The 13,523-nt window shown below is 52.3% G+C and carries 14 protein-coding genes and 1 pseudogene; all 15 read left to right on the top strand.

Going from position 1 to position 13,523, the window contains the following annotated elements; translation table 11 throughout:
- Positions 1 to 7: 7 nt before the first annotated feature.
- Positions 8 to 772, top strand: a pseudogene (locus M493_RS00345) (VWA domain-containing protein); the annotation flags it as partial.
- Positions 735 to 1,712, top strand: a complete 978-nt coding sequence (locus tag M493_RS00350) for a protein kinase domain-containing protein (RefSeq protein WP_020958313.1) — start codon at positions 735 to 737, stop codon at positions 1,710 to 1,712. The pseudogene M493_RS00345 and the gene M493_RS00350, both read left to right, overlap by 38 nt.
- A 55-nt stretch (positions 1,713 to 1,767) precedes the next feature.
- Positions 1,768 to 3,162: a tRNA lysidine(34) synthetase TilS gene (gene tilS / locus M493_RS00355; RefSeq protein ID WP_020958314.1), complete on the top strand. Its 1,395-nt coding sequence runs from the start codon at positions 1,768 to 1,770 to the stop codon at positions 3,160 to 3,162.
- Between the two features lie 11 nt (positions 3,163 to 3,173).
- A complete protein-coding gene (gene hpt, locus M493_RS00360; RefSeq protein WP_020958315.1) occupies positions 3,174 to 3,719 on the top strand; it encodes a hypoxanthine phosphoribosyltransferase in 546 nt (181 codons plus the stop codon).
- A gap of 94 nt (positions 3,720 to 3,813) precedes the next feature.
- Positions 3,814 to 5,715, top strand: a complete 1,902-nt coding sequence (gene ftsH, locus M493_RS00365) for an ATP-dependent zinc metalloprotease FtsH (protein ID WP_020958316.1) — start codon at positions 3,814 to 3,816, stop codon at positions 5,713 to 5,715.
- Between the two features lie 206 nt (positions 5,716 to 5,921).
- Positions 5,922 to 6,698 carry a type III pantothenate kinase gene (locus M493_RS00370; protein ID WP_020958317.1) on the top strand — a complete coding sequence of 259 codons (777 nt, stop codon included), beginning with the start codon at positions 5,922 to 5,924 and terminating at the stop codon, positions 6,696 to 6,698.
- 14 nt (positions 6,699 to 6,712) lie between these two features.
- The gene (hslO, locus tag M493_RS00375; RefSeq protein WP_041267812.1) at positions 6,713 to 7,597 is read left to right on the top strand and encodes an Hsp33 family molecular chaperone HslO; all 885 of its coding nucleotides are present in this window, start codon (positions 6,713 to 6,715) and stop codon (positions 7,595 to 7,597) included.
- An 86-nt stretch (positions 7,598 to 7,683) separates the two neighbouring features.
- On the top strand, positions 7,684 to 8,610 hold the full coding sequence (cysK, locus tag M493_RS00380; RefSeq protein ID WP_020958319.1) for a cysteine synthase A: 927 nt from the start codon (positions 7,684 to 7,686) through the stop codon (positions 8,608 to 8,610).
- 111 nt (positions 8,611 to 8,721) lie between these two features.
- On the top strand, positions 8,722 to 10,143 hold the full coding sequence (gene pabB / locus M493_RS00385) for an aminodeoxychorismate synthase component I (RefSeq protein WP_020958320.1): 1,422 nt from the start codon (positions 8,722 to 8,724) through the stop codon (positions 10,141 to 10,143).
- A gap of 5 nt (positions 10,144 to 10,148) precedes the next feature.
- Entirely contained in the window at positions 10,149 to 10,724 is a 576-nt protein-coding gene (pabA, locus tag M493_RS00390; protein ID WP_020958321.1) for an aminodeoxychorismate/anthranilate synthase component II, read from the top strand.
- A gap of 5 nt (positions 10,725 to 10,729) precedes the next feature.
- Positions 10,730 to 11,605: an aminodeoxychorismate lyase gene (gene pabC, locus M493_RS00395; protein WP_020958322.1), complete on the top strand. Its 876-nt coding sequence runs from the start codon at positions 10,730 to 10,732 to the stop codon at positions 11,603 to 11,605.
- Positions 11,602 to 12,456, top strand: a complete 855-nt coding sequence (gene folP / locus M493_RS00400; RefSeq protein WP_041267716.1) for a dihydropteroate synthase — start codon at positions 11,602 to 11,604, stop codon at positions 12,454 to 12,456. Before pabC ends, folP begins: the two co-directional genes overlap by 4 nt.
- Positions 12,419 to 12,808 carry a dihydroneopterin aldolase gene (gene folB, locus M493_RS00405; protein WP_041267717.1) on the top strand — a complete coding sequence of 130 codons (390 nt, stop codon included), beginning with the start codon at positions 12,419 to 12,421 and terminating at the stop codon, positions 12,806 to 12,808. The genes folP and folB overlap by 38 nt, the downstream gene beginning before the upstream one ends.
- On the top strand, positions 12,809 to 13,336 hold the full coding sequence (folK, locus tag M493_RS00410; protein ID WP_020958325.1) for a 2-amino-4-hydroxy-6-hydroxymethyldihydropteridine diphosphokinase: 528 nt from the start codon (positions 12,809 to 12,811) through the stop codon (positions 13,334 to 13,336). It begins immediately after the preceding gene.
- A complete protein-coding gene (locus M493_RS00415) occupies positions 13,288 to 13,509 on the top strand; it encodes a helix-turn-helix domain-containing protein (RefSeq protein ID WP_023817411.1) in 222 nt (73 codons plus the stop codon). The genes folK and M493_RS00415 overlap by 49 nt, the downstream gene beginning before the upstream one ends.
- Positions 13,510 to 13,523 lie beyond the last annotated feature (14 nt).

Here is a 13,523-nt window from a genome sequence, read left to right on the forward strand (position 1 = left end):
GTAATACTATTCGCCAAGGAGGGGAACGAACATGCGGAAGGGAACGTTGCGGCAAATTTTGTTGATTACGGACGGCTGCTCGAATCATGGCGAGGACCCGGCTGCGATAGCGGCATTGGCGCGCGAACAAGGCATTACGGTGAACGTGATCGGCGTGTTGGACAAAGATACGATCGACGAAAATGGACAGCGGGAAATTGAAGCGATTGCGGCTGCCGGTGGCGGCATGAGCCAAGTCGTGTACGCGAAGCAGCTGTCGCAGACGGTGCAGATGGTGACGCGCCAGGCGATGACACAAACATTGCAAGGGCTCGTGAACCGCGAGTTGAAACAAATCTTTGGTTCGGACGTTTCGCTTGAAGATTTGCCGCCGGACAAGCGCGGCGAAGTGATGGAAGTCGTCGATGAGCTCGGGGAAACGGCTGCGCTCGACGTGCTTATTTTAATCGATACAAGCGGGAGCATGAAGACGAAATTGCCAACGGTCAAAGAGGCGCTCGTCGATTTATCGCTCAGTTTAAATGCACGCATGGGCGAAAATCGTTTTTCCGTGTTCATCTTCCCGGGCAAACGGAATTGCGCTGAGAAAATGATGGACTGGACGCCGAAAATTGAAGAGCTGTCCACTGTCTTTCCGAAATTGGCGTCAGGCGGACTGACGCCGACAGGGCCGGCTCTGCGCGAAGCGATCGCCTATTTCGGCCGCAAACGGTCGCTAAGGAGCTGGATTGGCGATGGCGATGAACCATACGTCGAAGAATCGTCTTTGTAATCTTCCACCCGGCACGGTCGTTACCGGTAAATGGAATGGCCGTTCGTATCGACTGTTGCGGCAGCTCGGCAGCGGAGCGAACGGCGTCGTTTACTTGGCAGAGAGCGGCCGCCAACGCGTCGCTGTCAAACTGAGCGACGATTATGCGTCATTGGCCTCGGAAATGAACATATTGCGCCGTTTTTCTAAGGTCCAGGGGGTCGCCCTCGGGCCTTCTTTGCTAGAAGCGGATGACTGGCGAAGCCCGTTCGGGCGAGAAACGATCCCGTTTTATGTCATGGAGTATATTGAAGGGGAAAACTTCACTACCTTTGTCCGCCGCCGCGGGAAAGAGTGGGCGCCGGTATTGCTCGTGCAGTTGTTGTCCGTGCTCGAGCGGCTGCATGGGGAGGGATGGGTGTTTGGCGATTTAAAACCGGATAATTTAATCGTCACCGGATCACCACCGTCCGTCCGGCTGTTGGATGTAGGGGGAACGACGTTGCAAGGAAGGGCGGTTAAAGAGTTTACCGAGCTGTATGACCGCGGCTATTGGGGGCTTGGGTCGCGCAAAGCGGAGCCGTCGTATGACTTGTTTTCAGCGGCGATGGTGATGATTGCGTCCTGTTATCCGGGGCGTCTCGAGAAAAAAGGCGACGGGCGGGCGCAACTGTTGGGCATTATCGAGGCGGACCGCTGTTTAGCCCCGTATAAGGATGTTTTACAAAAAGCGCTCGACGGCCGATATGCGAAAGCAGCGGACATGCGCCGTGACTTATTGGCTGCTTCTTCGCGCCGGTTAGGCGTGAAAAACGAAACAAAATCAACAGCGCCGAACCGTCGATTGGGGCGGCGGACGAAAAAGCGTCGCAAAGTGGGCGCCATTGCCGAAACGATGTTGATCGCGGCCTTGTTGCTTGGCGCATACGGTTTATATATATATTGGCAACTAACGATGTAATTTATGGTACAATAGCTATCGACGAAGCTAAAAGAGGGCAAAGAGGTTTTTTAGCATGGTTGATAAAGTGCGCGCGTTTATTGACAGACATGAGTTGCTTACAGAAGGAGCGACGGTCGTTGTCGGCGTTTCTGGTGGCCCGGATTCGCTCGCTCTTTTGCATCTTTTATCTTCTCTTCGGGATGAGTGGAAGCTCCGGCTCGTAGCGGCCCATGTCGACCATATGTTGCGCGGGCGGGAATCGGAAGAAGAGATGGAATTTGTGAAACATTTTTGCGCTGAGCACCGTATTTTATGTGAAGCAGTGCAAATCGACGTCCCGGCTTTTCAGCGGCGAACGGGTCTCGGTGTCCAGGAGGCGGCGCGGAACTGCCGGTATCACTTTTTTGCCGAACTGGTGAAAAAGCATCAAGCCCAATACATCGCTTTAGGCCACCACGGCGATGATCAAGTCGAGACGATTTTAATGCGGCTTGTGCGCGGCAGCACAAGCAAAGGGTATGCCGGCATTCCCGTTAAACGGCCGTTTCATGGCAGCTATCTCATTCGCCCGTTTTTAGCCGTCAGCCGGGCAGAAATCGAGGACTACTGTGAAAAGGAAGGGCTGACCCCACGCCGGGATCCAAGCAATGAGAAAGATGAGTATACGCGCAACCGATTTCGCCATCATATCGTTCCGCTGTTGAAACAGGAAAATCCACGCTTGCATGAACGGTTTCAACAATATAGCGAAATAATGGCGGAAGATGAACAATTTTTGGAGGAATTAGCAACGGACGCGCTGAATAAAGTAATGGAAAAACAAAATAGCGATACCGTGCTGCGCATCGCCCCGTTTTTGGCGCTGCCGCGGCCGCTGCAGCGCCGGGCGTTGCAGCTGTTGCTTCTCCGCCTTTACGGAGGCGTTCCGCCGGTGTTGACTTCTGTGCATATCGGTCATATACTGATGCTTTGCGAACGCGGCCGTCCTTCCGGCATGCTCGATTTACCGAAAGGGTTGAAAGTGATTCGTTCGTATGATCGTTGTTTGTTTACGTTCGGCTTGCAGTGTTGCGCTCAAGGCTATTGGTTGCAGCTGCCGGTTCCGGCGCTATTGCCTCTCCCAAACGGTTACGTAATCATGAGTGAATTTGGGGAACACTATCCGAGAAAGCAGTTGGGAAATGATTCGTTCGTGGTTGACCCCGCTACGGTTTCTCTTCCGCTTCACGTACGGACGCGCCGCACCGGCGACCGGATGGTTTTGAAGGGAACGGGAGGTACGAAGAAAATTAAGGAAATTTTCATTGAGGCGAAAATTCCGCGGACAGAAAGGGACTGTTGGCCGATTGTAGAAGATGCCGACGGCCGCATCCTTTGGGTGCCCGGACTGAAAAAATCGGCTTTTGAAGCCAAGGAGCGTGGGCAAGCCCGCTATATTTTGCTTCACTATCAGGCGATGAACAGCTAGGAGGAAAAAAGATGGGGATGAAAGACGATATTCAAAAAGTGCTAATCACCGAGGAAGAAATTCAGGCAAAGGTAAAAGAGCTAGGCGGCATGTTAACGGAGGAGTATGATGGCCGTTTTCCGCTCGCCGTCGGCGTTCTTAAAGGGGCCATGCCGTTTATGGCCGACTTGTTGAAACATATTGATACATACTTGGAAATGGATTTTATGGATGTTTCGAGCTATGGCAGTGCGACCGTTTCGTCTGGGGAAGTAAAAATTGTCAAAGACTTAAACACATCTGTCGAAGGCCGCGACATTTTGATTATTGAAGATATTATTGATAGCGGGCTGACGCTCAGCTATCTAGTCGATTTATTCCGTTACCGGAAAGCGAATTCGATTAAAATCGTCACCCTCCTTGACAAGCCATCCGGACGCAAAGCCGATATCCAAGCCGACTACACTGGATTTACGGTTCCAGATGAGTTCGTCGTCGGCTATGGTCTCGATTATGCGGAAAAATATCGCAACCTCCCGTTTATCGGTGTCTTAAAGCCAGAAGTGTACAAAAAATAAGGCGGTTGCTGTGCGGCGGCCGAATTGTTTGTATTTAGCCAAATTTCTATGATAGTATTGAGTATAGTGTGTTTCATATGGGAGGAGGCAAGCAATGAACCGGATTTTCCGTAACACCATCTTTTATTTGCTGATTTTCCTCGTCGTAATCGGCGTCGTCAGTTTTTTTAACGGCACGAATCAGCGAACCGAGCCGATGACGTACGATGCGTTTATCACCCATCTGGAAAACGGGGACGTTGAGTCGTTTTCCATTAAGCCGGAGCGCGGCGTATATGAAATTAGGGGTCAATTGAAAACATATAATGAAGGGCAATATTTTTCCACCTATGTCATGAACAGTGATAAAGTGCTTGACCGTATCGACGCAGCGGCGGCACGGACGCGGGTGGAAGTAATGCCAGCGGATGAAACGAGCGGATGGGTGACGTTTTTCACATCCATTATTCCGTTTGTCATTATTTTTATTTTGTTTTTCTTCTTGTTGAATCAAGCGCAAGGCGGCGGCAGCCGGGTGATGAATTTCGGCAAAAGCCGGGCGCGGCTGTACACAGATGACAAGCGGAAAGTCCGTTTCCGCGATGTGGCTGGGGCGGACGAGGAAAAAGAAGAGCTCGTGGAAATTGTTGAGTTTTTGAAAGACCCACGCAAATTCGCCGAACTTGGCGCCCGCATTCCAAAAGGGGTGCTGCTTGTCGGACCGCCGGGTACGGGGAAAACGCTGTTGGCGCGTGCAGTGGCCGGGGAAGCAGGCGTGCCGTTTTTCTCGATCAGCGGATCCGATTTCGTGGAAATGTTCGTCGGGGTCGGTGCGTCGCGCGTGCGCGACTTGTTTGAAACAGCGAAAAAGAACGCACCGTGCATCATTTTCATCGACGAGATTGACGCCGTCGGCCGCCAGCGCGGCGCCGGCCTTGGCGGCGGCCACGATGAGCGCGAGCAAACACTCAACCAGCTGCTTGTCGAAATGGACGGCTTTAACGGGAATGAAGGGATCATCATTATTGCGGCGACGAACCGGCCGGACATTTTAGACCCAGCGCTGTTGCGTCCCGGCCGCTTCGACCGGCAAATCACTGTCGATCGTCCGGACGTAAAAGGGCGTGAAGCAGTGTTGCGCGTCCACGCCCGCAACAAGCCGCTTGATGAATCGATTGACTTAAAGGCGATCGCCATGCGGACACCGGGATTTTCCGGGGCCGATTTGGAAAACTTGTTGAACGAAGCAGCGCTTGTCGCGGCGCGCCGCAACAAAAAGAAAATCGATATGAGCGATATCGATGAAGCGACCGATCGCGTCATCGCCGGACCGGCGAAAAAAAGCCGCGTCATTTCGGAAAAAGAACGGCGCATCGTTGCGTTTCACGAAGCCGGACATACGGTCATCGGCATGGTGCTTGCCGACGCGGAAATGGTGCATAAAGTGACGATCGTCCCGCGCGGCCAAGCCGGCGGTTATGCGGTGATGCTGCCGAAGGAAGATCGGTACTTTATGACAAAAGCAGAACTGAAAGACAAAATTACAGGCCTGCTCGGCGGGCGCGTCGCCGAGGAAATCGTGTTCAACGAAGTGAGCACGGGGGCCCACAACGATTTTCAGCGAGCGACGAACATTGCACGCCGGATGGTGACGGAATTCGGGATGAGCGAAAAACTTGGCCCGCTTCAATTCGGTCAGCCGGGAGGGCAAGTGTTTTTAGGCCGCGACTTGCATAACGAGCAAAACTATAGCGATAAAATCGCCTATGAAATTGACCTGGAGATTCAACGCATCATCAAAGAGTGTTACGACAAGGCGAAGCAAATTTTAACGCAGTATCGGGATAAATTGGATTTAATTGCCACGACACTTTTGGAAGTGGAGACGCTCGATGCTGAACAAATTAAACATTTGTTTGAGCACGGCACGCTCCCGCCCGACCGCAACGGAAACAATAATGGGGCTGATAAAGAGAAAGGCGATGTGAAAGTCAACATTCAAAAGAAAGAGGAGTAACGAGGCTGAACTAAAAGACCGCTACTGTCCGATGGAAGCGTCCGGTGCGTAATATGGTGATGGCAAAGGGTGTCCTGCTATGTTCGGGACATCCTCTTTTTTTGCTGTGGCTCCGAGCAGGGCGGGCGTTGGTTTTTCCCCGCAAGAAAATAAGGTATGATATGATAAAGAAAGGAATTTATTGAGGAAAAGTGGGGAATGAGGCCATGATTTTTGTGTTGGACGTCGGCAATACCAATACCGTATTAGGGGTTTATGATGGCGATGAACTAAAGTACCATTGGCGCATCGAGACGAGCCGGGCGAAAACGGAAGACGAATACGGCATGACGATTAAAGCGCTTTTGAATCATGTCGGCCTACAGTTTTCCGATATCCGCGGTATGATCATTTCCTCGGTCGTGCCGCCGATTATGTTTGCCCTTGAACGCATGTGTTTAAAATATTTCCATATTAAGCCGCTTATTGTCGGACCGGGCATTAAAACCGGGCTGGACATTAAATACGATAACCCGCGCGAAGTGGGCGCCGACCGGATTGTCAATGCGGTCGCGGGCATCCATTTGTACGGCAGCCCGCTCATTATTGTCGATTTTGGCACGGCGACGACGTATTGTTATATTAACGAACATAAACAATATATGGGAGGGGCCATTGCCCCGGGAATTATGATTTCGACAGAAGCGCTGTTCGCCCGGGCGGCAAAATTGCCGCGCATTGAAATCGCCCGCCCGGACGATATCGTTGGCAAAAATACGGTCAGCGCTATGCAAGCCGGCATTTTATACGGCTATGTCGGACAAGTGGAAGGCATCGTGTCGCGCATGAAGGCGAAAAGCAAAGTTCCGCCGAAGGTGATCGCGACCGGCGGCCTTGCACCGCTCATCGCCAGTGAATCGGACGTGATCGATGTCGTGGATCCGTTTTTAACGTTGACCGGGCTGAAATTGTTGTATGAGAAAAACACCGAGAAAAAAGGATGAAAGGCTTGATGAACATGGGAGATTACTTAGTGAAAGCGCTCGCCTATGATGGACAGGTGAGGGCGTATGCCACAAGAACGACAGAGACGGTGGCGGAAGCGCAGCGCCGTCATCAAACGTGGCCGACCGCATCGGCTGCGCTTGGACGGGCGCTGACGGCGGGCGTCATGATGGGGGCGATGCTCAAAGGCGAGGAAACGTTAACAATAAAAATTGACGGCGGTGGGCCGATCGGCACGATTTTAATCGACAGCAATGCCAAAGGGGAAGTGCGCGGCTATGTGACCAATCCGCATGTTCATTTTGAGCTGAACGAACATGGGAAGCTTGATGTGGCGCGGGCCGTGGGCAAAAACGGGATGTTGACGGTCGTCAAAGACCTTGGACTGCGTGACTTTTTCACCGGGCAGGTGCCGATTATCTCCGGGGAGCTTGGCGACGATTTTACGTACTATTTCGTCTCATCCGAGCAAATTCCATCATCTGTCGGTGTTGGCGTGCTCGTCAACCCCGATTACACGATCCGGGCTGCGGGAGGGTTTATCATTCAGCTGATGCCCGGGACGGAAGAAAACACGATCAGTCGCATTGAAGAGCGGTTGAAACAAATTCCGCCTGTGTCGCGCATGATTGAAAACGGGCTCAACCCCGAGCAAATATTAGAGGAAATTTTGGGTGACGGGGACGTCCGGGTGTTGGAGACGATGCCCGTGTCGTTCGTCTGTCGCTGTTCCCGCGAGCGGATCGCCAATGCGCTTGTCAGCCTTGGGCCGGAGGAAATCCAAGATATCATCAATCAGGAAGGGCAAGCGGAAGCTTCCTGCCATTTTTGCAACGAGGTGTACCATTTTGCAAAAGAAGAGTTGGAACAGCTGAAGCAACTTGCCGAAAAACGGTGAAAACGCGAAAATGATTGACAATTGCACCAATAACTGATACATTGTAGATAAATTCGATAAAATTAATCGGGATTAGGGGTGGAACCATGGCACGCACAGTCAATTCTGTAACAGAGCTGATCGGCGATACACCAGCCGTCAAATTAAACCGCATCGTCGATGAAGACAGCGCCGATGTCTATGTGAAATTGGAGTTCATGAACCCAGGGAGCAGCGTCAAAGACCGGATTGCGTTGGCAATGATTGAAGCAGCGGAAAAAGAAGGGAAACTAAAACCGGGCGACACGATCGTCGAACCGACAAGCGGCAACACGGGAATCGGGTTGGCAATGGTCGCAGCGGCGAAAGGATATAAAGCGGTATTGGTCATGCCGGATACGATGAGCTTAGAGCGCCGCAACTTGCTGCGGGCATACGGAGCAGAGTTGGTACTGACGCCGGGTGCTCAAGGGATGCGCGGGGCAATCGAAAAGGCGGAAGAGCTCGTTCGCGAGCATGGCTACTTTATGCCGCAACAGTTTAAAAACGAGGCAAATCCGGAAATCCACCGTTTGACGACGGGGAAAGAAATCGTCGAGCAAATGGGGGACCAACTTGACGCGTTTGTGGCCGGCATCGGCACGGGCGGAACGATTACGGGTGCCGGCAAAGTGTTGCGCGAAGCGTATCCGAATATCAAAATTTACGCTGTGGAGCCGGCCGATTCACCGGTCTTGTCAGGCGGCAAACCAGGCCCTCATAAAATCCAAGGAATCGGCGCTGGATTTGTTCCGGATATTTTAGATACAGACATTTATGACGGCGTCATTACGGTAACAACGGAAGAAGCGTTTGCGGCAGCCCGCCGTGCAGCCCGTGAGGAAGGCATTCTCGGCGGCATTTCGTCCGGTGCCGCCATTCATGCGGCGTTAAAAGTGGCGAAAGAACTCGGCAAAGGGAAAAAAGTGCTGGCCATCATCCCGAGCAACGGGGAACGTTATTTGAGCACGGCGCTTTACCAATTCGAAGACTAAGCAACGTTTTTCGACAGGGGCAACCCTGTCGAACTTTTTTTATGCGTGATATGAGCGCCCACTCATTGTACAATAAGAATAACCATGCACGTCGTAAAGGGGCTGATCAAGGTGGGACAACGGCGAAGGCAACTAAAGCGGACAATCCGTTATAGTGGGCGGGACTGGTTTTGCCGGTACGAGCAACTGGCATACAGCCGGCCGCATCACGTGCTGCTTGAGAGCGGACAGGGGGGAAGGTACAGCATCATCGGCCTCATCCCAAGCGGGATCGCCCGTGCGACTGAGCGGCAGTTGTCCATCGTTTACAGAGGAAAAAAAACGGTGCTTAACGGGCAGCCGCTCGAACTGCTGCAACAATGGTTCTCGCGCTTTATTGTTCCGGATGACGGCGAGCCATTGCCGTGCCAAGGCGGGCTGATCGGTTATATCAGCTATGATGCTGCCCGCTGTATTGAACGGCTTCCGGCGCTGGCTGTTGACGATTTACAGTTGCCTATTATGCATTTTTTGCTGTTTGACGATGTGGCGATTTACGACCACGAAAAACAGCAGCTTCACTTGCTTGCCCATGCCCGAGAAGAGGAAGAGACCGAAGCGGTCCGGCGGCTTGAGGCATATGAGCGGATGTGGCTCGAGGAGCGGAATGAATTGCCCGTTTGGCCACTTGTAGCCCCGGCCGATGCCTCGTCTGTTTCGATGACAAAAGAGCGGTTTATAGAAGCTGTTCGGCGCGTCCAACACTACATCGCCCAAGGCGATGTATTCCAAGTTAATTTATCGGTGCGCCAGTCGCAGCCGCTTCGGGCTCATCCATTTTCCGTATATAAGAAGCTGCGCACCATTAACCCGTCGCCGTATATGGCTTATTTGCACGCCCCGGAATTTCAAGCTGTCAGCGGCTCGCCGGAGTTGCTTGTGCGCAAGCAGGGAGAACGGCTGGAAACACGCCCGATAGCCGGCACCCGCTCGCGCGGACGCACGGAAGCGGAAGACGGGCAAATCGCCCGCAAACTGCTGGCCAGCGAAAAAGAGCGGGCCGAGCACGCCATGCTCGTTGACCTTGAGCGAAATGACCTCGGGCGTGTCTGTGCGTATGGCACGGTCCGTGTCGACGAATGGATGACGGTCGAACGGTATTCGCACGTTATGCATATTGTGTCGCACGTTTCCGGAACAATGGCGCCAGAACACGATGCGTTTGCCGTCATTCGCGCCATGTTTCCAGGCGGGACGATCACCGGCGCTCCGAAAGTGCGGACGATGGAAATCATCGAAGAACTGGAACCGGTCCGCCGCGGCTTGTATACTGGCTCGATCGGCTGGATCGACTTTCAAGGCAACATGGAGCTGAACATCGCCATCCGGACGATGGTCGCCAAAGACGGTCTAGCGCACGTACAAGCAGGCGCAGGTATTGTCATTGATTCCAACCCGGAGCATGAATACAACGAGTGTTTAAAAAAAGCGGCGGCCCTTTGGAGAGCAAAAGAGCTGAGCGAAGCGGAGACATTATTTTCGAGCACGAGGTGAGAATAATGATCGTCATGATTGATAATTATGATTCCTTTACGTACAATTTAGTACAATATTTAGGAGTTCTAGGTGAGGAGCTGTTTGTCAAGCGCAATGATGAAATTACCGTCGCCGAGATTGAGCGGCTTCATCCAGATTTTATTATGATTTCCCCGGGCCCGTGCACGCCGAATGAAGCGGGCGTCAGCCTGGAAGCCATCGCCCACTTTGCTGGCAAAATCCCGATTTTGGGTGTCTGCCTCGGCCATCAGGCCATCGCCCAGGCGTTTGGCGGCCGCGTCATCCGTGCCCCAAGGCTGATGCACGGGAAAACGTCATCCGTTTACCATGACGGGGAAACGATTTTCCGCGGCGTGCCGATCCCGTTTACGGCGACGCGCTACCATTCTCTCATCGTTGAAAAAGAGACCCTTCCAGATTGTTTTGTTGTTTCTGCTTGGACGGATGAAGGCGAAGTGATGGCCATCCGTCATAAAACATTGCCGATCGAAGGGGTACAGTTTCATCCGGAGTCGATTATGACAAGCCATGGAATGCAGCTGCTGAAAAACTTTATCGATACGTACAAAAAGGCGTGACGGGCATGTACGTATATGTCAATGGGGAGATTGTCCCGCACGAAGAGGCGCGGCTTTCGGCGTTTGACCACGGTTTTTTGTACGGGATCGGCTTGTTTGAGACGTTCCGCACGTATGGAGGCCATCCGTTTTTGCTTGATGATCATTTAGAGCGGCTAAACTGCGGGTTGTCCGGGCTCCGCATCGACAGACAGTTCGGCCGCGCGGAGGCAGTCGACATCATTGAGCGGCTGCTCAGGGCAAATGGGCTGCATGACGCCTACGTCCGTTTCAATGTATCCGCCGGCATTGGAGGTCTCGGCTTGTCGGTGGAACGGTACTTACGCCCGACCGTTATCGTCTATATGAAGCCGCTGCCGCCGTCTGCCCCCCGAGAAGGGAAAGAAGGGATCGTTTTAACAACAAGGCGGAACAGCCCTGAGGGAGACGAACGGTTAAAATCGCACCATTATTTAAACAATATAATTGGAAAGTGGGAGCTTGGAAATCGCCCCCATGCGGAAGGCATCTTTTTAAACCATGAAGGGGCAGTGGCGGAAGGCATCGTTTCCAATATTTTTTGGGTAAAAGACGGTGTCGTCTACACTCCAGCGCTGTCTGTCGGCATATTAAACGGCATTACAAGGCAGTTCGTCATCGCGCTGCTCGAACAGCTTCATATTCCGGTCGAAGAAGGAGTGTATCCCCTGTCCCATTTGCAAGAAGCCGATGAGGTCTTTATCACGAATTCGCTGCAGGAAGTTGTGCCGCTTCACCGTATCGGCCATCGTGTTTACCTTGGAAAAAACGGCCCAGTGACCTGTGTGCTACAACACCATTACCGCTACTTTACCGATACGTTATGGACAAGGAACGAATTGGCAGAAAGGATGAACCGATGATGATAACATTGACGCGTTCACGTGTGCTCAAATGTCGTGGGTATGAGTTTGATTTAGACAAAAAAACATTGATCATGGGGATTGTTAACGTCACGCCTGATTCCTTTTCCGACGGTGGTCGGTTTTACGAGGTGGAGCGAGCTGTCGAGCATGCGAAACGGCTCGTGGCAGAGGGAGCGGACATCATCGACGTCGGCGGCGAGTCGACTCGCCCAGGAGCGGAACAAGTGCCGCTTGACGAAGAATTGCGGCGCGTCATCCCGGCGGTCAAAGCGATTGCCAATGAGGTGAATGTGCCGATTTCCGTCGACACGTATAAAGCCGAGGTGGCACGGCAAGCCATTGAAGCCGGGGCGCACATCATCAACGACGTTTGGGGAGCGAAAGCCGACCCCGATATGGCCCGTGTCGCCGCTTCGTACGAGGTGCCGATTATTTTAATGCACAATCGCCACGATATGGCATATCGCGACCTCATTTCCGATATGATTGCCGACTTGGAAGAAAGTATTCGTATTGTCAAACAAGCAGGTGTAAAAGAGGAAAACATTATTTTAGATCCAGGTGTCGGATTTGCGAAAACGCTCGAACACAATTTGGAAGTGATGCGCCGCCTCGATGAGTTTGCCGCCCTTGGCTACCCGCTCTTGCTCGGCACATCGCGCAAACGGTTTATTGGCCACGTACTTGATGTACCGGTTGAGGAGCGGGTCGAAGGAACGGGGGCGACGGTTTGCCTTGGCATTGCCAAAGGAGCGCATATCGTCCGCGTCCATGACGTATTGCCGATCGCCCGCATGGCGAAGATGATGGATGCGATGCTCGGGAAAGGGGAGAGCGGCCATCGATAAAATTTATATTCATCAGATGGAATTTTACGGATATCATGGAGCGATTCCGGAAGAAAATGTGCTCGGCCAACGGTTCGTGGTGGACGTGACGTTAGAGCTGGATTTGCGGCCAGCTGGGCGGAGCGACAGCCTTGAACATACTGTTAATTACGCGGATGTGTACGAGCGTTGTCGGGCGATCGTAGAAGAGCGGACGTTTGCGTTGCTTGAGGCGGTGGCTGAAGTGATTGCGGACGAGCTGCTCGCCGCTTTCCCCGCCGTGCAGCGCTGTACCGTGAGGGTGACGAAACCGAATCCACCAATCCGCGGACACTACGGGCATGTTGCCGTTGAAATCGGTAGGGATCGTTAAATGGAGAATATTGCGTATATCGCGTTAGGTTCCAACTTAGGTGATCGTGCTTATTATTTGCGTTCGGCCATTGAAGTCCTCCATCGCTACGAGGGAATTTCTGTAAAATCAAGCTCGTCCATCTATGAAACGGATCCAGTCGGCTACGTCCATCAAGACAAGTTTTTAAACATGGTTATCGAAGTGACGACGACGTTGTCATCGTTTGCCTTGTTTGACGTAACACAACAAATTGAACAACGATTTGGAAGGAAAAGGGAAATAAAATGGGGACCGCGCACGTTAGACCTTGACATTTTGCTATATAATCACGAAAATATTGAAACAGAGCAACTTGTCATTCCGCATCCACGCATGACAGAGCGGGCGTTTGTTCTCATTCCGTTGCTTGAAATCAATTCCCATTTAGCAATACCGAACATTTCCGAGCCGTTAACGGACATCATTGACCGACTACCCGACAAAGAAGGAGTTCGTGTATGGAAGCAGAAAGATGGGGAAGACGTATTCGCGCTTTTCGAAAGCTGAAAGGATATACACAAGAAAGATTTGCCAAGGAGTTAGGCATTTCTGTATCGATTCTCGGAGAGATTGAACGGGGGAATCGGATGCCGTCCGATTCGCTCGTCGGGCAAATCGCCGAACGGTTGAATATATCGGTGGAAGAACTGACGCCGCCGAAAATGGAATCAAACAACTAGAAAGGAGGCGTTTT

It is taken from the genome of Geobacillus genomosp. 3 (assembly GCF_000445995.2).
In the GTDB taxonomy this organism is placed as follows: domain Bacteria; phylum Bacillota; class Bacilli; order Bacillales; family Anoxybacillaceae; genus Geobacillus.